This is a genomic window from Micromonospora sp. U21 (assembly GCF_018070045.1).
Lineage (GTDB): Bacteria > Actinomycetota > Actinomycetes > Mycobacteriales > Micromonosporaceae > Micromonospora.
In genome coordinates this window covers 377,565-396,087 of the sequence record NZ_JAGPYK010000001.1, presented here as the reverse complement: position 1 = coordinate 396,087, position 18,523 = coordinate 377,565, and the positions used below count along the sequence as shown (strand labels likewise).

Genomic DNA, 18,523 nt, shown 5'->3' with positions numbered 1-18,523 from the left:
AAGGGCCTCGGCGAGAGCCGCGTCGCTCGGAACGATCAGCCCAGAGCGCGCCGGGTGCGCTCGACGTCCTGTTCCATCTGGGCGATCAACGGCTCGATCGAGTCGTACCGGATCTGCCCCCGCAGGTGCGCCACGAAATCCAGGGCCAGCCGCTCGCCGTAGAGGTCGCCGTCGAAGTCCAGCGCGTACGCCTCCACCCGCCGCTCCCGGCCGGAGAAGGTCGGGTTGGTGCCCACCGACACCGCCGCCATCAGCGGCTCGCGCTGCCCGCGGCGGACCAGCCGGGCCGCGTACACCCCGTCGGCGGGCACCGCCGCGTACCGGTGGCACAGCAGGTTGGCGGTGGGGAAGCCCAGCTCCCGCCCACGCTGGTCACCGCGGACCACCACGCCCTCCAGCCGGTGCGGACGGCCCAGCGCCGCCGCCGCCGCGCCCACGTCGCCCGCGTCGACGCAGGAGCGGATGTACGTCGAGGAGAAGACGGTGCCGTCCTCGGCGACCAGTGGGCCACCCTCCACGCCGAAGCCGAAGGTGCGGCCCAGCCGCTCCAGCAGCGCCACGTCGCCGGCCGCCCGGTGCCCGAAGCGGAAGTTGCTGCCGACCACCACCAGCGCCGCGTGCAGGTGCTCGACCAGGATGTCGTGCACGAACTGCTCGGCGGGCAGCCGGGAGAACTCCGGCGTGAACGGCACCACGCAGAGCACGTCCACGCCGAGCGCCTCGATCAGCTCAGCCTTGCGGGCCGGCTCGGTGAGCACCGCCGGATGCGAGCCGGGGCGGACCACCTCGGCCGGGTGCGGGTCGAAGGTGACCACGACCGACTGCACGCCCAACTCCCGGGCCCGGGCCACGGCGTGCCGGATGGTCGCCTGGTGCCCCTTGTGCACGCCGTCGAAGACGCCGATGGTGACGACCGAACGCCCCCACCCGCCGGGCGCCGCGTCGTACCCCCGCCACCGCTGCATGCCGCTCCTCTCCGTAAGGAGGGGCCCCTTCTTAACGCCTCGTGCATAGGAAGGGCCCCTTGTTAACGCTTGCCGTCGGATCCGCATTAACGCTCGCCGGCGGATCCGCGCCGCCGGGCGCGGGCCGGCGCACCAGCGCCCGCCGTCAGGCTGGGGCGAGCACGATCTCCGCCCGGGCCCGCCCGTCCCGCTCGCTGACGATAGCGATCAGGCCGCCCGCCGGCCCGAAGACGGCGTACGGCCCGGCGAGGCCGGCCGGGTCCAGCGGCCCGCCGTGGGCGAGCACCCGCGCCTCGTCGGGCGTCGCCTCCCGGCGTGGGAAGAACCGGTCGGCCGCCGCGTCGAGCGGCAGGTTGACCACGTCCGGGGCGCGCTGCTCCAGCTCGTCGAGGGTGGCCGCCTCGGCGAGGGTGAAGCCGCCCACCGCGGTCCGACGCAGCGCGGTCAGGTGCCCACCGACTCCGAGCGCCAGGCCCGCGTCCCGGGCGATGGCCCGGATGTACGTGCCGGAGGTGCAGGTGACGTCGATGTCCACGTCCACCACGTCCGCCTCGGTGCGGTGGATCGCCAGCACCTCCAGGTGGGAGATGGTGACCCGCCGCGCCGGCAGCTCGACGCTCTCCCCGTCGCGCACCCGCTTGTACGCCCGCTGACCGTCGATCTTGATGGCGCTGACCGCGCTGGGCACCTGGTCGATCTCGCCGGTCAACGCGGTCAGCGCGTCCCGGATCGCGTCGTCGGTGACCTGACCGGCCGGGGTGGTGGCGATCACGTCGCCCTCGGCGTCGTCGGTGACGGTGGCCTGGCCGAGCCGGATGGTGCCGGTGTAGCTCTTGCCGGCGCCGATCACGTAGGTCAGCAGCCGGGTGGCCCGGCCCACGCCGATCACCAGCACGCCGGTGGCCATCGGGTCGAGGGTGCCGCCGTGCCCGACCCGCCGGGTCTTCGCCAGTCGGCGGATCCGCGCCACCACGTCGTGCGACGTCATGCCGCCGGATTTGTCGACCACGATCAGACCATCGGTGCTCACGTCGGCCAAGCCTGCCAGACGCCCCGGACGCCGGAGTGTCTGGGCGGGCCCTGCCTCAGCGGACGGCGCCGACGACGGCCCAGGCGCCGGTGCGCATTCGCAGCAGCAGGGCGACCAGCCGGATCACCACGAACAGGGTGAGCCCCGCCCAGATGCCGCCCAGCCCCAGGTTGAGCCCGTACGCCAGCCAGATGGCGGGCAGGAAGCCGCCGAGCGCCGCCACGATGGTGAGGTTGCGCAGGTAGCGCACGTCGCCGGCGCCGATCAGCACGCCGTCGAGTGCGAACACCACCCCGGCCAGCGGCTGCATGGCCACGAACCAGGGCCAGGCCACCATGGCCTGCTCGCGTACCCCGGGGTCGGAGCTGAACACCGACGGCACGACGCCGGCGCCGGCGGCGATGAGCAGCGCGAAGCCGACGCCGCAGATACCGCCGAACAGTGCGATCCGTCGGGCCAGCGCCCGGGCGCCCGCCTCGTCGCCAGCCCCGAGTGCGGCGCCCACCAGGGACTGCGCGGCGATGGCCAGCGCGTCGAGCACCAGCGCGGTGAAGAACCAGAGCTGGAGCGCGATCTGGTGGGCGCCGACGGCGGCGGCGCCGAAGCGGGCGGCGACGGCGGTCGCGGAGAGGAAGCTGGCCTGGAACGCCACGCCCCGGATCAGCAGGTCCCGGCTGAGCACCAACTGCTGGCGGATCAGCCGGGGCCGGGGGCGCAGCGACACCCGCTCGGCGACCAGCGCCGCGGCGAAGAGCACCCCGGCGAGCGTCTGCGCGATCACGTTCGCCACGGCGGAACCCACCAGGCCGAGCCCAGCGGGGTAGACCAGCAGCGGGCAGAGCAGTGCGGAGAGCAGGTTGGGGCCGAGCACGAAGACCAGTGGGCGGCGGGTGTCCTGCACTCCGCGCAGCCAGCCGTTGCCGGCGGCGGCGAGCAGCAGGCCGGGGGCGCCGAGCGCCGCGATGCGCAGCCACTGCGCGGCGGCGTCGGCCACCTCGCCACCACCTCCGGCGAGGGTACGTGCGAGCGCACCGCCGCCGAGCTGCATGCCGATGGCGACCAGCAGCCCGACACCGAACGCCAGCCAGGACGACTGGACGCCCTCGGCCACCGCCGCCGCCCGGTCGCCGGCGCCGAAGCGGCGGGCCGAACGCCCGGTGGTGCCGTACGCGACCACGGTGCCGAGCCACGCGGTGAGCGTCATGACCGTGCCGCCGACGGCGAGCGCGGCCAGCGGCACCCGGCCGAGGTGACCGACCACGGCCGTGTCGACCAGCACGTAGAGCGGTTCGGCGGCCAGCACCACGAGGGCGGGCAGGGCGAGGCCGGCGATCCGGCGGGGCGACGCGGCAAGCGTGCTGGTGTCCATCGCCGGCGATCCTGTCACGAGCTCGGTAAGGATCACAAGGACAGCCGGCACTTACCAGCGATGACCGGCGGGGCTACCCGTGGGGCGGGTGCGGGATCAGTGCGTGGCGCGGCCCGGGCGGGACGAGGCCGGTGGGACGGTGACGTCGTGGACGGAGGCCGTCGGCGGCGTCACCGCCGGACGGGTCGGGTCACTGACGGGTGTCCATCGACGTCTGCAGCGCGCGGCGGGCCTGCTCGCGGGCGTCCTCGGTGGTCTCCGGCTTGGGCTTGTTCGGCATGGCGGCGCTCCTTCCAGGGTGCGAGCCACCGGCACGCGGCGGCCCTCACGGGCGGTCGTGCTGAGCGCCCCACGGCGGTCCGGGGTTACCGGAGCAGCCGGCTGGGCGGCATGAGCCCGGGTCGGTCCGACCCTGGAGGGAGGCGGCACGAGGTGTGGCACCACCACCCGTGACCTGCACCGCGACACGGCGCCGGCCGCCTCCCAAGCTATCGTTCAGGTCCACATACTGCTCACGATTCCCGCCATCTGGACAGACCGTGACCCGGCTCAGCGGGCCAGAAAGTGCCAGCCCAGCCACCACCAGAAGCCGAACAGACCGATCCGGCCCACCGGCACCGGGCCGACCTCGTAGCGCATCACGTACGCGCAGACCTCGCCCAGCGTCGGGATCCGCGAGCCCTCCCGCCGGGCCAACCACTCGACCACGCCGAAGAGGGCCAGTGCGATGAGGAAGCCGCCGATCGCGAGCACACGCATCATCGCCGCACCAACCCCCAGAACGCGGCCAGCCAGGCGAACCACACCGCCGACCGGGTCAGGTGATCTTCCAGCAGGGGATCGGCCAGCCGGGAGAAGGTGGGGAAGTCGTCGCCCACCGCCAGCACGAAGGTGACGCCTTCGAAGACCCCGAAGACCACCACCGGCAGCGCCCACCAGGCCGCGCCCGTGCCCAGCCGGCGCGGCGCCGGGCGACGGGGCACCCGGTTGCTCAGACCGAGCCAGATCAGCACCCCGCCGGTGCCGAGGGTGAAGAGGTTGGCCTCGGTGGAGAATGACGCGAACCGGCCACCGACGAGCGACAGGCAGACGAGGACCGGTACGGAGACGGCAGGCCGGTCCCAGGCGCGGGGGGCCTCCACGGTGAGGTCGTGCGGCTGCTCCATCCCGCAATTCTTCCCGGTCTCACCGAACGCGGGAAGACCAACACTCCCCGGAGTTGACCCTGATCTTGCCTGTCGCCGGGCGGCCTTTGCCGTCCCGTACGACAGCGCGGGGGCTCGGTCAGCCGCCGGGGCGGATCAGCGCCGCGTCCAACTGGCCACGGATCGCCTCGACCACCTGCTCGACCGTCCCCCGACCGGTGAACCCGGCCGCGAACCTGTGGCCGCCACCGCCCAGCGCGACCGCCACCCGGCTGACGTCGACCGCGCCCTTGCTGCGCATCGAAACGGCCCACTCGCCGGGCGTGGTCTGCTTCAGCACGCAGCTCACGTCCGCCTCGGCGGTGCACCGCACCGAGTCGATCAACGCCTCCAGCACGTACGGCCGCTGGTCGTGCCGGGCCAGGTCGTCGAGGGTGGCGAAGGTCCACACCAGCCCCCGACCGTCCGCCTCGGCCGGCTCCAGCCGGGCCCGGCCCAGCACCTCGCCGAAGAGCCGGACCGCGCCGAAGGGGCGGGTGTCGAAGACCCGCCGGGAGATGTCACCCGGTGAGATGCCGGTGGCCAGCAGCCGGGCGGCCAGCTGGTGCACCGCCGGGGTGGTCGCCTCGAACCGGAACGAGCCCGTGTCCGTGGTCAGTGCCACGTAGAGGCACTCCGCGATGGCCCGGTCCAGCGGCACACCGAGCCGGGCCAGCAGCTCATCGGCCACCACGGAGGTCGCCGCGGCGGCCGGGTCGACCAGGTTGACCGTGCCGAAGCCGGTGTTCGAGGCGTGGTGGTCGAGCACCAGCGCGGCGCGCGCGGACGACAACCGCCCGACCAGCTCACCGAGGCGCGACTCGCTCGCCGCGTCGAAGCAGATCACCAGGTCCGGGTCGGGATCCGCGGCGCTGGCCGGGACCAGCAGGTCCAGCCCGGGCATCCCCCGGAACGGCTCGGGCACCTCCGGCGGCCCGGGAAAGGTCGCCTGCAGGTGGCGTACGCCGAGCTGACGCAGGCCCAGGCCGAAGCCGAGCATGCTGCCCAGCGCGTCGCCGTCCGGGTTGACGTGGCAGATCAGCAGCACCCGGCCGGTCGGCGGAAGGGCGCGCACCAGCGCCTCGGCCGCCGCCCAGTCCGCCTGGGTGGGGCCGGCACCGACCGCCGTGGCGAGCTGGGAGCCGGCGGTGCCGGTCACCGCGCTTCCCCACCCCGTGGGTTCTCCGGGACCTCGGCGCCCTCGTCGGCTTCGTCCGTGTCCTCGTCGACCCGGTACGGCTGCGCCTCGCCCGCGTACTTCGCCTGAGCGGCGAGCCGCTGCACCTCGGCGTCCGCGTTGCGGGCCGCGGCGAGCAGGTCGTCGATGTGCTTGACCTGGTCCTGCACGTCGTCCAGGACGAAGGTGAGCGTCGGCGAGTGCCGCAGCCCGAGCGCCTTGCCGACGGTGCTGCGCAGCAGCCCCTTAGCGCTCTCCAGCGCCGCCGCCGTGTCCGCCTGGGCCACCGCGTCCCCGAGCACCGTGTAGAAGACCGTCGCGTCGCGCAGGTCTGCGGTGATCCGGGCGTCGGTGATGGTGATCATGCCGAGCCGCGGGTCCTTGATCTGGCTCCGCACCACCGACGCGACCAGCTCACGCACCCGTTCCGCGTGCCGGCGTACCTTGGCCGGATCAGACATCTCGCCACCTCCACGGCGTCCTGCTCCCGGCCGACGCGGCGACCCGCGGGCCGCCGGCCGACCGGCCAACATCTCGAACATTACCTTCGCGACCGGCCGGGTCGCCCGGCACCGCCGGCACCCTGGTCAGTCGTCCTCCGCGCCGTACAACCGGCGCCGGACCGACAGCAGCTCGGCCTCGGGGCGACCGGCCACCAGGCGCTCGCAGGAATCCAGCACCTCGCGGACGTGCGCCGCCTCGGCGGCCACCACGGCCACCGCTATCTGCGCTCGACCGCGCAGGTCGAGCGCTCCCACCTCGGCGGCCGACACCTCGAAACGGCGCAGCGCCGCCACGATCGGCCGTACATATGATCTCTTGGCTTTGAGCGACCGGGAGTCGCCCGGCAGCAGCAGGTCGAAGACCGCGGTTCCGGTGAACATCGCCCCGGACGATACCGCCAACCCGCCCCGCATGATCAAGGGGTTTACGCCGAGTGGCGTAAACCCCTTGATCAGCGTGTCACTGCCGGATCAGGCGCGAACCTTCTCCCGCATCTCGAAGGTCTCGATGATGTCGCCGACCTGGACGTTGTTGTAACCACCCAGGGTCAGACCACACTCGAAGCCCTCGCGGACCTCCGTGGCGTCGTCCTTGAACCGCTTCAGCGAGGTGATCGTGAGGTTGTCCGCCACGACCGTCCCGTCCCGAAGCAGGCGCGCCTTCGCGTTGCGCCGGATGACACCCGACCGGACGATACAACCGGAGATGTTGCCGATCTTGGACGAGCGGAAGACGTCGCGGATCTCCGCGCTGCCCAGCTCGACCTCCTCGTACTCCGGCTTGAGCAGGCCCTTGAGCGCAGCCTCGATCTCCTCGATGGCCTGGTAGATGACGGTGTAGTACCGGATCTCCACGCCCTCGCGGTCGGCTATCTCACGGACCTTGTTCGAGGCCCGCACGTTGAAGCCGATGATCGTGACCGGCTCGGACGAGGCGCTCGCGAGCATGACGTTGCTCTCGGTGATCGCGCCGACGCCCCGGTCGAGGACCTTGAGCTGGACCTCCTCGGGAATGTCGAGGCTGAACAGCGCGTCCTCCAGGGCCTCCACCGAACCGGAGCCATCGCCCTTGAGGATGAGGTTGAGCGACGTCTTCTCGCCCTCCTTGAGCTGCTCCATGAGCGTCTCGAGAGTGGCCCGACCACGGGAGTTGGCGAATGCCGCCGCCCGCCGCCGCGCCTGGCGCTGCTCGGCGATCTGCCGCACCGTACGGTCGTCCGCCGCGGCGAGGAACGTGTCACCCGCGCCGGGCGGCGCGGTCAGACCCAGGACCATGACCGGACGCGCCGGCCCGGCCTCGGCGACCTGGTTGCCGTTCTCGTCGAGCATGGCGCGGACCCGGCCGTGCGCCCCACCGGCGACGATCGAGTCGCCCGCCCGCAGGGTGCCCTTCTGCACCAGCACCGTCGCCACCGCACCGCGGCCCTTGTCCAGGTGCGCCTCGATGGCCACACCCTGCGCCGGCCCGTCGATCGGAGCGGTCAGCTCCAGCGACGCGTCGGCGGTCAGCAGGACAGCCTCGAGCAGCTCCTCGATGCCGATGCCCGGCTTCGCGGCCACGTTGACGAACATGGTCTCGCCGCCGTACTCCTCGGCGACCAGGCCGTACTCGGTCAGCTGCTGGCGAACCTTGTCCGGGTTGGCCTCCGGCTTGTCGACCTTGTTGACCGCGACCACGATCGGCACGTCGGCCGCCTTGGCGTGGTTCAACGCCTCGATCGTCTGCGGCATCACGCCGTCGTCGGCCGCGACCACCAGGATCACGATGTCCGTCACCTGCGCACCACGAGCACGCATGGCGGTGAACGCCTCGTGACCCGGGGTGTCGATGAAGGTCACCGCGCGGTCCACGCCGTCGTGCGGCACGTGGACCTGGTAGGCACCGATGTGCTGGGTGATGCCACCGGCCTCGCCGGCCACGACGTTCGCCTTGCGGATCGCGTCGAGCAGCTTGGTCTTACCGTGGTCGACGTGACCCATGACGGTCACCACCGGCGCACGGCTGACCAGACGCTCCTCGGCCACCTCCGCGTCGAGGTCGATGTTGAACTGCGCGAGCAGCTCGCGGTCCTCGTCCTCCGGGCTGACGATCTGGATGTCGAATCCGAGGTGCTCACCCAGCAGCTGCAGGGTGTCGTCAGAGCAGGACTGGGTCGCGGTGACCATCTCGCCCAGGTTGAACATCTCCTGGACCAGCGAACCCGGGTTGGCGTTGATCTTGTCGGCGAAGTCCGACAGCGAAGCGCCACGGGAGAGCCGGACGACCTGACCCTGACCCCGGGGAGCACCCGAGCTCATGGTCGGGGCCGACAGGTTGTCGAACTCCTGTCTGCGCTGCTTCTTGGACTTGCGACCGCGCGTCGGCCGGCCACCCGGACGCCCGAAGGCACCCGCGGCGCCACCGCCACGGCCACGACCGCCCGCACCCGGACGACCGCCACCACCGGCCGGAGCACCCGGACGGAAACCGCCACCGGGAGCACCGCCACCGCCGCCGGGGCCGCCACGGTAGCCACCGCCACCGCCGGCACCTGCGCCGCCACCGGGGCCGCCGCGGTAACCGCCACCGCCACCGGCGCCACCGCCGGGACCGCCACGGAAACCACCGCCACCGCCACCGGGACGACCTGCGCCACCACCGGGACGGCCTGCGCCGCCACCGGGGCCGGGGCGACCGGCAGCCGGACGCTGGCTCGGCATGGACGCCGGGCTGGGCCGCGGCGGCATGGAAGCCGGGCTCGGCCGCGGCGGCATGCCCGCCGGGGTGTTGGGCCGCGGGCCACCCGCGCCGGCGGCCGGCGGCCGCTGCTGGCCACCCTGGATGCCGAACGGGTTGTTACCGGCGCCGCGCGCCGGCGGGCGACCGCCCGGCCGGGCACCCGGACCGGGAGCCGGCGTGCCCGGACGGGCGGCCGGCGAACCGGGACGGGGCGGCATCGCCGTGGGACCCGGCCGAGGGCCGGGGCCGGGGCGGTTACCGTCGGCCGGAGGCTCCCGGCGGACGTTGTCCCGCTGCTGCTGGCGGGCGGCCTGCGCGGCCTTGACCGCGGCCTCCTGCTCAGCCTTCAGCGCGGCGGCACGCGCCTCTGCGGCCGCCACCTCGATGTCGTGGGCACTCGCCGGCTTGGCGACCGGAGCCGGGGCCGCCGGCTGCGGCGCACCAGGCACCGGACCCTTCGGCTTCGGACCCGGGGCCGGCGCGGCCGGCCGCCGTGGCGGCATCGGCTTGGCCGAGACCCGAGGCGCGCCCGGGGTCGGGGACGGCGTCGGGGTCGAAGCCGGCGCCGGCGCGGGCGCCGACGGGGCGGCCGGCGCCGGAGTACCGGCGGACGCGACGAATGCGTTACGCAGCCGTCGGGCGACGGGCGCCTCGACGGTGCTGGACGCGGACTTCACGAACTCGCCCATTTCCTTCAGCTTGGCGAGAACGGTCTTACTCTCGACCCCGAGCTCTTTTGCAAGCTCGTGTACGCGGGCCTTGCCTGCCACTGCACTCCTCACTCCGAGGTCGTGCGGGCAGTACCCGCAGCGACCTCACTCGTGCACTTGAAGCCTGGTCATTTCAGGGACTTCATCGTGTGCTCATGTCGGTCGTCCTACCTTGCTAGCGACCCTCGCCCGGTCGGGCTGACCGGACGTAGTGGTTGGCGCATCGACGTGCTCCGCCAGCACACCGTGGTCAAGGACCTCGGTGATGCGCAGCGCACGCCCGAAGGCGCGGCGCCGCACCGCCAGCGCGAAGCAGGCCGGATCCGGGTGCATGTTCGCTCCCCGACCCGGCAGCCTGCGGAGCGGATCGGGCCGGAGACTGTGACCAGCCTCGTCCCCGATCGCGACGATCCGCAGCAATTCGCTGGCCGGCGCGCGTTGCCGGCAACCCACACAGGTGCGCTCCGGCTGCACGCGTCGTACCACTGGAGGAAGTCTACCCCTAGCTGCCCGAGATCGCGCCGCCCGGTTCCGGCACGTGATCAGCTGCCCCGCGCACGGCCGGGCTGGTCTGCTCCGCGTCGGACCGGATGTCGATCCGCCAACCGGTCAATCGGGCCGCGAGGCGGGCATTCTGCCCCTCCCGCCCGATGGCGAGAGAGAGCTGGAAGTCCGGAACGGTCACCCGGGCGGCCCGGGCGGCCAGGTCCACCACCTCGACCCGCAGCGCCTTGGCCGGCGACAACGCGTAGCCGACGAAGGTCGCCGGGTCGTCCGACCAGTCGATAATGTCGATCTTCTCACCGTGCAGCTCGCTCATCACCGCGCGCACCCGCTGGCCCATCGGGCCGATACAGGCGCCCTTGGCGTTCACGCCGGGGATGGTGGAGCGTACGGCGATCTTCGTACGGTGACCTGCCTCACGGGCGATCGCGCCGATCTCCACCGTGCCGTCGGCGATCTCCGGCACCTCCAGCGCGAACAGCTTCTTGACCAGCGCCGGGTGCGACCGGGACAGGGTGATCTGCGGTCCGCGCATGCCCTTGGCCACGTGCACCACCACGCAGCGGATCCGCTCGCCGTGCGCGTACCGCTCGCCGGGCACCTGCTCAGACTGCGGCAGCACGCCCTCCAGCTTGCCCAGGTCGACGCTGACAATGCCCTTCTCGATCCGCGTCTCGTGCGCCTGCACCACGCCGGTGACCAGGTCACCCTCGCGGCCGACGTACTCGCCGAAGTGCACCTCGTCGGTGGCCTCCCGCAGCCGCTGGAGGATCACCTGCTTGGCGGTCATGGCGGCGATCCGGCCGAAGTCGTGCGGGGTGTCGTCCCACTCCCGCACCAGGGTGCCGTCCTCGTCCATCTCCTGCGCGTACACCAGGGCGGCGCCGGACTTGCGGTCGATCTCCACCCGGGCATGCGGCTCGGCGCCGTCGGTGTGCCGGTAGGCGGTCAGCAACGCGGTCTCGATCGCCGCGAGAATCGTGTCGAACGGGATCTCCCGCTCGCGCTCGAGTGCGCGCAGCGCCGCGAGGTCGATGTTCACCTCTCCTCGTCCTCCACATCATCTTCGTCGTCGATGTCGTCTGAATCGTCGATCTCGTCAGTCTCGTCCGCGTCGTCGAACTCGTCCGGCTCGCCCAGCTCGGCGAGCCTGGTGAACTCGACCTGCACCCGGCCCGGCCCCAGCTGGGCGTACGCCAGGGAGGCTCGACCGTCGTCGGTCTCCAACTGCACGCCCTCGTCGTCGGCGCCGACCACCCGGCCGGTCAGCTGACGGTCCCCGGCAGGCTGCTCACCGCGCTGGCCGGGCAGCGCGGCCGCGCCCCGGACGGTGACCTTGACCAGCCGCCCCACGTTGCGCCGCCAGTGCCGGGGAAGGGTGAGCGGCCGGTCCACTCCCGGCGAGCTGACCTCCAGCTGGTACTCCCCGGCGACGATGTCGCCGCCGGTCTCCTCGGCGGCGTCCAGCGCGGCCGAGACGGCGCGGGAGACGTCCGCGACGGCGTCCAGGTCGATCCCGCCGTCGGCGTCCACGATCACCCGCACCACGTGCCGCCGGCCGGCCCGGGAGACCGACAGGTCCTCCAGGTCGTAGCCGACGCCGTTGACCACCGGCTCGATCACAGCCCGCAACCGGGTACGCCGCGCGGCGAGATCACCACCGCGGGGGCCCGCGCCGTCGCGGGGTCGACCTGTCGACCTGGTGGCACGGCCACGCTGCGTCATCTCCGCACCCTTTCCCTGGTCGACGGTCCCGCTCGTCCCGCCATGCCGGCACGCCACCGGAGCGGACGCGCCGGTGGCTGCGCAGAGCGTAACGCGCCTGCCCGTCGGCGGGCCGGGCGGCGCACCGACGCCGGTGGCCCCCGGAGCGGCGCGGATGGTGTTGACTTGCCCGGTGGGGATCGGCAGAACGACACAGCGCGACCAGGCATCCGGGCATTCCCGGCGAAAGCTCCTGCGTGCCGGGGTGCTGCTGGCGCTCGGCGGCGCCGCGGTGCCGCTGACCGGCTGTGATCTTTTCGACCGTGACGACGAGCCGGCGCCGCCACCGGACCCGCTGCGGCCCATGGTCGACGAGTCGCTCGGGCTGGCCGCGGCGCACCGGGCGAGCGCCGCGGCGCACCCGGACCTGGCCGACCGGCTCAACCCGATCGCCGAGGCGCACACCGCGCACGCCACCGAGCTGGCCCGGGTGATCGGCGTCGCGGTGCCGTCGGCGCCCGCCGCACACCCGACCATCGCCCCGGCGACCGACCCGGCCGGCGCGCTGGCCGCCCTGCGGGCGCTGGAGAAGACCGGCCAGCGGTCCGCCACCGTCGCTTGCGCCTCCGCCCCGGCGGAACGGGCGGCGCTGCTCGGGTCGATCGTCGCCGCCCGGGCCACCCACCAGGAGGCACTGAAGTGAGGCAACCGTCCGCCGAGGAGGCGCTCGCCACCGCCCTCTCCGCCGAGTACGCGGCCATCTACGCCTACGGGCGGATCGGCGTCCGGCTCACCGGGGCGGCCCGGGACGCCGCGCACCAGGCGGAGGCCGTGCACCGACGCCGGCGTGACGCGCTGGTGGTGCAGCTCAGCACCGCCGGCAGCACCGTGCCGCCGGACCGTGCCGGGTACGCGCTGCCGTTCCCGGTCACCGACCGGGCGAGCGCGTTGCGCCTGGCCGTCGAGGTGGAGGAGCGCACCGCGGCGCACTGGCGGGCCGCGTTGGCCTCCACCACCGGCGCCGACCGGGACCAGGCGCTGGCCGCCCTGGTCGAGTACGCCGTGCGCGCCACGAGGTGGCGGAAGGCCGCCAGGCTCACCCCGCCGACTGTCGCGTTTCCCGGCCGCCCGACCTGAACGGGCTCTCCGCGGTTGCGGAGCGCATACCAGGTATGCATACTCCGTTGCCATGTCCATCCGTCACGGGTTGCTCGCCCTGCTCGAACGCGGCCAGATGTACGGCTACCAGCTGCGCGCCGCGTTCGAGGAGTCGACCGGCTCGACCTGGCCGCTGAACATCGGGCAGGTCTACACCACGCTGTCCCGCCTCGAACGGGACGGTCTGGTGCGCCCGCTGCCGGAGAGCGAGGCCGGCCAACGGCCGTACGAGATCACCGACGCCGGCCGGGCGGACCTGGCGCTGTGGTTCGCCACCCCGGTCAGCCGTACCGACCGTCCCCGTGACGAGCTGGCGATCAAGCTGGCGCTGGCGCTGACCACCCCCGGCGTGGACGTCCGCTCGGTGGTGCAGGCCCAGCGCAGCGCGACGATGCGGGCGTTGCAGGAGTTGACCCGGTTGAAGTACGGCAGCGACCGGCCGGAGGACCTGCCCTGGCGGCTGGTGCTGGACTCGATGGTGTTCCAGGCCGAGGCGGAGGTGCGCTGGCTGGACCACTGCGAAAGCAGTCTGGTGCGGCACCAACCCGGGGCGCCCGGGCCACCCGTGCCGAGACCGGGCGACGCCGGCGCGTCCGACGCGGCGCGGTGGGCCGACGAGGAGGCGCGACGGTGAGCGGAGCGGGCGACGCGGTGCTGGAGCTACGCGCCGTCCACCGCACCCACGGGGCCGGCCCCGCGGCGGTGCACGCCCTGCGCGGCGTCAGCCTGGTCGTCCGGCCGGGTGAACTGGTCGCCGTGATGGGGCCGTCCGGCTCCGGCAAGTCGACGCTGCTGGCCCTCGCCGGCGGGCTGGACCGCCCGACCGGCGGCGAGGTCCGGGTCGAGGGGCAGCCGTTGGGGGCCTTGGACCGCAGAGGACTGGCCCAGCTGCGCCGTCGCCGGATCGGCTACATCTTCCAGCAGCTCAACCTGCTGGGCAGCCTGAGCGCGCTGGAGAACGTCGCGCTCCCGCTGGAGCTCGACGGCACCGGCGGGCGCCGGGCCCGCGCCGCGGCCCTCGCCGCGCTGACCGAGGTGGGCCTGCCGGCGCTGGGCGACCGGTTCCCCGACCAGCTCTCCGGCGGCCAGCAGCAGCGGGTGGCCATCGCCCGGGCGCTGGTCGGCGAGCGGCGACTGGTGCTCGCCGACGAGCCGACCGGGGCGTTGGACTCGCAGACCGGCGAGGCCGTGCTGCACCTGCTGCGCCGCCGGGTCGACGCGGGCGCCGCCGGCGTTCTGGTCACCCACGAGGCGCGGCACGCCGGCTGGGCCGACCGGGTGGTGTTCCTGCGCGACGGGGTGCTGGTCGACACGACGGCGCCGCTGGGCAGCGTCGAGCAGCTGCTGTCCGGCAGCGACCGGTGACCATCCGCCGGGTGCTGCGGGCCCCCGACCGCGCCGATGTCCCGGCGGCCCCGCCGGTCGCGCCACCCGCGCCACCGGGCCGACGTCGGTTCGCCGAGCTGATCGGCTCCTGGCGGGCGGCGCTGCGGATCGCCCGGCGGGAGTCGCGCCGGGCCCCTCGGCGAACCGTCCTGGTGCTCGCGATGATCGCCCTGCCGGTGCTGGTGCTGGCCTTCCTGGCGGCGAGCTACGACATGGCCGACCTGACCCCGCAGGAGCGGATCGACCGCCGGCTCGGTGTCGCCGACGCGGAGCTTCGCTGGCTCGCCGACACCCCCATCGGACAGGACGAGTGGGGCGACAGCTGGTATCCCCGGGACGGTGACCACGCGTCGGGCCGTCGGCTGGCGACCGCCTCCGAGGTGACCGCGCTGCTCCGCCCGGGCAGCCGGGTCACCGAGGTGCGCGCACCCCTCCCGCTGGCGGTGCACGGGCCCGAGCGCGACGAGAACGTGGAAGGGCGGGTCCTGGACCTCACCGACCCGTTGGCCCGGGGGCTGGTGCGGTTCCGGGCCGGACGGGCGCCGCTGCAGCCCGGCGAGGTCGCCGTGAGCCCTGCGGCGCTCCGCCGCCTGGACCTGCGCCTCGGTGGGGCCGTGGCGACCGCCGACGGGGCCAGGGCGTACACCGTGGTCGGGGTGGTCGAATTCCCGGACGATCTCGGCCCGGTGGTGGCGCTGCACCCCGCTGCCATGCCCCGAACCGATCCGGAGCCGAGCAGCACCTGGCTGGTGGACGTGCCCGGCGCCGTCGACCCGGCACTGGTGTCCCGGCTCAACGAACGCGGCGTACTGGTCACCCCACGTCACCCGAGCGGCCCGGCGGTCGAACCGTCCCGGCGCTGGCCCGGGCTCATCGGTCCGGCCGACGCGGCCGACCTGAGCACCGGCGTGCTGATCGCCGGCCTCGGGCTGCTGGAGGTCGTGTTGCTGGTCGGGCCGGCCTTCGCGGTCGGCGTCCGCCGTCGGCGACGTGACCTCGCGCTGGTCGCGGTGGCGGGAGGGGACGCCGCCCAACTTCGTCGGGTCGTCCTCGCCGACGGCGTGGTGCTGGGTGTGCTGGGCGCCGCCGCCGGCCTGCTGCTCGGCGTCGGCGCCGCGTTCGCCGGCCGCCCGCTGGTCGAGCAGTACGTCTTCGGCGCCCGCTTCGGCGGGTACCGCTGCTGGCCGTCGGCACTGGTCCTGCTCGGTGTGGTCGCGGTGCTGGCCGGGGTGCTCGCCGCGCTCGCACCGGCCTGGACCGCCGCCCGGCAGGACGTCATCGCCGGGCTCGCCGGGCGACGCACCCCGCCCCCGCCCCGGGCACGGTGGCTGGTCCTCGGCCTGACCCTGGTGGTCGGCGGGGCGGCGCTCGCGGCGTTCGGGGCCACGCAGACCTCACCGGCGGTGATCCTGACCGGCCTGATCCTCGGCGAGCTGGGCCTGGTCTGCTGCACGCCCACCCTGATCGGCGCGCTCGCCCGCCTCGGCCGGGTGCTGCCACTGGTGCCCCGGATCGCGCTGCGCGACGCCAGCCGCAACCGGGCCGCCGCCGCGCCGGCGATCTGCGCCGTGATGGCGGCGGTGGCCAGCAGCGTCGCGCTCGGCGGCTACCTGGCCAGCGACGGGGCCCGCGACGCGCGCGCCTACCAGCCGATGCTGCCGACCGGTCACGTGCTGGTCAGCCCGTCCGAGCCGACCCGGGACCCCGCGCCCACGCTGGCCCAGGTCACCACGGCGGCCCGCGCGCAGCTGAATGCCGAGGCGGTGGCCCCACTGCACGCCGCGGCCTGCAAACCACCGGCCACCCCCGGCGGCTACTGCTTTGTCGAACCGGAGCTGCCACCGGAGCGGGCCTGCCCCTGGCGACCCGGGGACAGCCTCTCGGAGGGAGAGCGTCGGCAGGCCCGGGCGGACCCGCGCTGTGTGGTCCCGGCCGAGGTCTACTACGGCAGCTACGTGCGGACGCTGGTGGACGACGGCAGCGCACTGCCCCTCCTCACCGGCGCGGGTTCGGCGGAGACCGCCGCCGCCACCGCGGTGCTGCGCGCCGGGGGCGCGGTGGTGACCGACCGACGCTATCTGCACGACGGCCGGGTGACCGTGCGGGTCAACCGGGTGGAGAGCAAGTCGGACAAGACGATCGTCACCACCGGTGAACTGCCCGCGTACGCGCTGAGCGCGGCGGTCGGCCAGCCGAGCCTGCTGCTGTCCCCGCCCGCGGCCCGGCACCTCGGCCTGAGCTGGTCCCCGAGCGGCTGGGTGATAGGCAGCCCGAGCCCGCCGGACGTGCACCGGCAGGAGCGCTTCGCCACCGCCCTGCAGTCCTTCGGGACATTCTCGTTGAGCGTGGAGCAGGGGGCCGCGCCACGCGACAACTCACCGCTGCTCCTGTTGCTCGCGGCGGCGGCCGGGCTGATCACGGTGGGCGCGGCCGGGATAGCCACCGCGCTCGCCGCCGCCGAGGGGCGCGCCGAGCTGTCCACCCTCGCGGCGGTCGGTGCGGCCCCCGCGGTACGCCGGCTGCTGGCGATCTGCCAGGCCGGGATCATCGCCGGCCTCGGCTCGGTGCTCGGCATCGTCGCCGGGCTGGGCACCTCCGCGATCGTGCTGCTCTCGGTCAACCGGCAGTACGCCACCGCCTGGCCGGTGCGCGAGCCGTACCCGTTCCTGGTGCCGTGGCCGGCGCTCGGCGTCCTGGTGCTGGTGCCGGTGGTGGCGATGCTCGGTGCGGGCCTGTTCACCCGCGCCCGGCTGCCGATCGAGCGGCGGCTGGACTGACCGGGGCGCTCCGGCGGGCGTTCGGGGGGTGCCGCCGGGACGCGGCAGCCGCCAGACTGTCGGCGTGTCAGTGCTGGGAACCCTCACCCGTCGAGTCGGTCACCACCGCTGGTTCGGTGCCGCCGCCCGCCTCCTGGTGCCCGCCGACCGGATCGTCGGCCGGCTCACCCGGGGCCGGGTGGTCGCGCTCGGCCTGATCCCGTCCCTGGTGATCACCACGACCGGCCGCCGCTCCGGCAAGCCGCGCAGCAATCCCCTGCTCTACGTGCCCGACGGTGACGCGTACGTGGTGATCGGCTCCAACTGGGGGCAGACCCACCAGCCCGGCTGGGCGATGAACCTGCTCGCCGAGCCGGCCGCCGAGGTGGACGTGAAGGGCCGCCGGGTGCCGGTACGGGCCGAGCCGGCCACCGGCGCGGAACGGGACCGGCTGTGGCAGCTCCTGGTGACCGAGTGGCCGGCGTACCGCACGTATGTGCAGCGGGCCGGCGGCCGGGAGATTCGCATCTTCCGGCTGGTGCCGACCGGGCGCGGCGCGCCGGCTGACCCGCCACGGGCTGGCTAGGCTGGCGCTCAGTCGCGAGGCGAGAGGTGGCTCGGTGAGCGCGAGGGGCGAACAGACCGGTGTCGACCGGGGCCGCGACGATCGACGGTGGACGGTGGCGGAGCAGGTCGCCGAGGCGGTCCGGCGGCGTTTCCCGGCCGACGTGCTCGCGGTCGCGGTGCACGGGCCGCTGGCGCACGGCGACGACGACGGCGGCGGGGACCGCGAGGTGGGAATACTGGTGGTCACCTACCGACCCGGCACCGGCCCGCCACCGGCGACTCGGCGGGTGGACGGCGTGCTGGTCGACCTGACCGTGGCCGCCGCCGAGGACTACCTCGGGCAGGCCCGGGTGCTCTCCCCCCTGTGGCCGCTGACGGCGGACCGGTACGTCACCACCCGGGCGCTGCACGACCCGACCGGCTGGCTGCCGACGCTGCGCGACGAGCACCTCGGTCGGCTGGCCCGGGCCCGGCCGGCGGAGTTCAGCACCGCGGCCCGGCAGGCCTGGTACCGGGGCAGCGCGGCCCACGCCCGGGCCGCCCGGTTGGCCGAGTGGTACGAGACGGACCAGGCGCTGCTGATGCTCGGCGAGGCACGGCTGGCCGCAGCCACGGTGACGGGGCTGCTGAGCCGCACCTACTTCCGCGACCCGGGGGACGCGGTGCGACGCACCGGGCTGGCCGGCGCGGACATGACCGAGGTGGGGTTGGTGCTGGCCCGGCAGGCCGAGGAGCTCACCGCCCGTGGCCGCCCGGTCGACGGCACGGTCGACGAGCTGCTCACCGGCTGA

Annotated in this window: 19 protein-coding genes; 7 read left to right on the top strand and 12 right to left on the bottom strand. The window is 74.2% G+C overall.

The window, feature by feature from the left end:
• Positions 1 to 35 precede the first annotated feature (35 nt).
• The 12 genes from KBX63_RS01920 to rimP form a co-directional block, all read right to left on the bottom strand.
• Positions 36 to 965 carry a bifunctional riboflavin kinase/FAD synthetase gene (locus tag KBX63_RS01920; RefSeq protein ID WP_210907197.1) on the bottom strand — a complete coding sequence of 310 codons (930 nt, stop codon included), beginning with the start codon at positions 963 to 965 and terminating at the stop codon, positions 36 to 38.
• Between the two features lie 145 nt (positions 966 to 1,110).
• Positions 1,111 to 1,995, bottom strand: coding sequence for a tRNA pseudouridine(55) synthase TruB (gene truB, locus KBX63_RS01915; RefSeq protein WP_210907195.1), 885 nt, complete (start codon positions 1,993 to 1,995; stop codon positions 1,111 to 1,113).
• Positions 1,996 to 2,050: 55 nt separating this feature from the next.
• Positions 2,051 to 3,364, bottom strand: a complete 1,314-nt coding sequence (locus KBX63_RS01910) for an MATE family efflux transporter (protein WP_210907193.1) — start codon at positions 3,362 to 3,364, stop codon at positions 2,051 to 2,053.
• 549 nt (positions 3,365 to 3,913) lie between these two features.
• A complete protein-coding gene (locus KBX63_RS01900; protein ID WP_210907634.1) occupies positions 3,914 to 4,123 on the bottom strand; it encodes a DUF6186 family protein in 210 nt (69 codons plus the stop codon).
• Positions 4,123 to 4,530, bottom strand: coding sequence for a hypothetical protein (locus KBX63_RS01895; protein WP_210907191.1), 408 nt, complete (start codon positions 4,528 to 4,530; stop codon positions 4,123 to 4,125). Before KBX63_RS01895 ends, KBX63_RS01900 begins: the two co-directional genes overlap by 1 nt.
• Before the next feature lie 118 nt (positions 4,531 to 4,648).
• Positions 4,649 to 5,707 (bottom strand): bifunctional oligoribonuclease/PAP phosphatase NrnA, encoded by a 1,059-nt coding sequence (locus KBX63_RS01890; RefSeq protein ID WP_210907183.1) that lies wholly within the window; start codon positions 5,705 to 5,707, stop codon positions 4,649 to 4,651.
• Complete coding sequence (gene rbfA / locus KBX63_RS01885; RefSeq protein ID WP_210907181.1) at positions 5,704 to 6,186, bottom strand: 30S ribosome-binding factor RbfA; 483 nt, start codon at positions 6,184 to 6,186, stop codon at positions 5,704 to 5,706. The genes KBX63_RS01890 and rbfA overlap by 4 nt, the downstream gene beginning before the upstream one ends.
• Positions 6,187 to 6,312: 126 nt before the next feature.
• On the bottom strand, positions 6,313 to 6,609 hold the full coding sequence (locus tag KBX63_RS01880; protein WP_210907179.1) for a DUF503 domain-containing protein: 297 nt from the start codon (positions 6,607 to 6,609) through the stop codon (positions 6,313 to 6,315).
• A gap of 90 nt (positions 6,610 to 6,699) precedes the next feature.
• The gene (gene infB / locus KBX63_RS01875) at positions 6,700 to 9,717 is read right to left on the bottom strand and encodes a translation initiation factor IF-2 (protein ID WP_210907178.1); all 3,018 of its coding nucleotides are present in this window, start codon (positions 9,715 to 9,717) and stop codon (positions 6,700 to 6,702) included.
• Positions 9,718 to 9,810: 93 nt separating this feature from the next.
• Positions 9,811 to 10,143 (bottom strand): YlxR family protein, encoded by a 333-nt coding sequence (locus KBX63_RS01870; RefSeq protein WP_210907176.1) that lies wholly within the window; start codon positions 10,141 to 10,143, stop codon positions 9,811 to 9,813.
• Between the two features lie 16 nt (positions 10,144 to 10,159).
• Positions 10,160 to 11,203 carry a transcription termination factor NusA gene (gene nusA / locus KBX63_RS01865; RefSeq protein ID WP_210907173.1) on the bottom strand — a complete coding sequence of 348 codons (1,044 nt, stop codon included), beginning with the start codon at positions 11,201 to 11,203 and terminating at the stop codon, positions 10,160 to 10,162.
• On the bottom strand, positions 11,200 to 11,886 hold the full coding sequence (gene rimP, locus KBX63_RS01860) for a ribosome maturation factor RimP (protein WP_210907171.1): 687 nt from the start codon (positions 11,884 to 11,886) through the stop codon (positions 11,200 to 11,202). Before rimP ends, nusA begins: the two co-directional genes overlap by 4 nt.
• A 154-nt stretch (positions 11,887 to 12,040) precedes the next feature.
• Between rimP and KBX63_RS01855 the strand changes: the two genes are divergently transcribed.
• From KBX63_RS01855 to KBX63_RS01825, 7 genes are all read left to right on the top strand, one after another.
• Positions 12,041 to 12,568: a ferritin-like domain-containing protein gene (locus tag KBX63_RS01855; protein WP_247661445.1), complete on the top strand. Its 528-nt coding sequence runs from the start codon at positions 12,041 to 12,043 to the stop codon at positions 12,566 to 12,568.
• The gene (locus tag KBX63_RS01850) at positions 12,565 to 13,002 is read left to right on the top strand and encodes a ferritin-like domain-containing protein (RefSeq protein WP_210907168.1); all 438 of its coding nucleotides are present in this window, start codon (positions 12,565 to 12,567) and stop codon (positions 13,000 to 13,002) included. Before KBX63_RS01855 ends, KBX63_RS01850 begins: the two co-directional genes overlap by 4 nt.
• 52 nt (positions 13,003 to 13,054) lie before the next feature.
• Complete coding sequence (locus KBX63_RS01845) at positions 13,055 to 13,657, top strand: PadR family transcriptional regulator (protein ID WP_210907166.1); 603 nt, start codon at positions 13,055 to 13,057, stop codon at positions 13,655 to 13,657.
• The gene (locus tag KBX63_RS01840; protein WP_210907164.1) at positions 13,654 to 14,388 is read left to right on the top strand and encodes an ABC transporter ATP-binding protein; all 735 of its coding nucleotides are present in this window, start codon (positions 13,654 to 13,656) and stop codon (positions 14,386 to 14,388) included. Before KBX63_RS01845 ends, KBX63_RS01840 begins: the two co-directional genes overlap by 4 nt.
• Positions 14,385 to 17,186 carry an FtsX-like permease family protein gene (locus KBX63_RS01835; protein ID WP_210907162.1) on the top strand — a complete coding sequence of 934 codons (2,802 nt, stop codon included), beginning with the start codon at positions 14,385 to 14,387 and terminating at the stop codon, positions 17,184 to 17,186. The genes KBX63_RS01840 and KBX63_RS01835 overlap by 4 nt, the downstream gene beginning before the upstream one ends.
• 64 nt (positions 17,187 to 17,250) lie before the next feature.
• Positions 17,251 to 17,751: a nitroreductase/quinone reductase family protein gene (locus tag KBX63_RS01830; RefSeq protein ID WP_210907160.1), complete on the top strand. Its 501-nt coding sequence runs from the start codon at positions 17,251 to 17,253 to the stop codon at positions 17,749 to 17,751.
• Between the two features lie 34 nt (positions 17,752 to 17,785).
• Positions 17,786 to 18,523, top strand: a complete 738-nt coding sequence (locus KBX63_RS01825) for a nucleotidyltransferase domain-containing protein (RefSeq protein ID WP_210907133.1) — start codon at positions 17,786 to 17,788, stop codon at positions 18,521 to 18,523.

What these genes read in the sequence shown, in the direction of transcription:
- KBX63_RS01920 (WP_210907197.1), bottom strand. Translation starts at nt 965, where the DNA reads ATGCAGCGGTGGCGGGGGTACGACGCGGCGCCCGGCGGGTGGGGGCGT.
- KBX63_RS01910 (WP_210907193.1), bottom strand. Translation starts at nt 3,364, where the DNA reads ATGGACACCAGCACGCTTGCCGCGTCGCCCCGCCGGATCGCCGGCCTC.
- KBX63_RS01900 (WP_210907634.1), bottom strand. Translation starts at nt 4,123, where the DNA reads ATGCGTGTGCTCGCGATCGGCGGCTTCCTCATCGCACTGGCCCTCTTC.
- KBX63_RS01895 (WP_210907191.1), bottom strand. Translation starts at nt 4,530, where the DNA reads ATGGAGCAGCCGCACGACCTCACCGTGGAGGCCCCCCGCGCCTGGGAC.
- rbfA (WP_210907181.1), bottom strand. Translation starts at nt 6,186, where the DNA reads ATGTCTGATCCGGCCAAGGTACGCCGGCACGCGGAACGGGTGCGTGAG.
- KBX63_RS01880 (WP_210907179.1), bottom strand. Translation starts at nt 6,609, where the DNA reads ATGTTCACCGGAACCGCGGTCTTCGACCTGCTGCTGCCGGGCGACTCC.
- rimP (WP_210907171.1), bottom strand. Translation starts at nt 11,886, where the DNA reads ATGACGCAGCGTGGCCGTGCCACCAGGTCGACAGGTCGACCCCGCGAC.
- KBX63_RS01855 (WP_247661445.1), top strand. Translation starts at nt 12,041, where the DNA reads ATGGTGTTGACTTGCCCGGTGGGGATCGGCAGAACGACACAGCGCGAC.
- KBX63_RS01845 (WP_210907166.1), top strand. Translation starts at nt 13,055, where the DNA reads ATGTCCATCCGTCACGGGTTGCTCGCCCTGCTCGAACGCGGCCAGATG.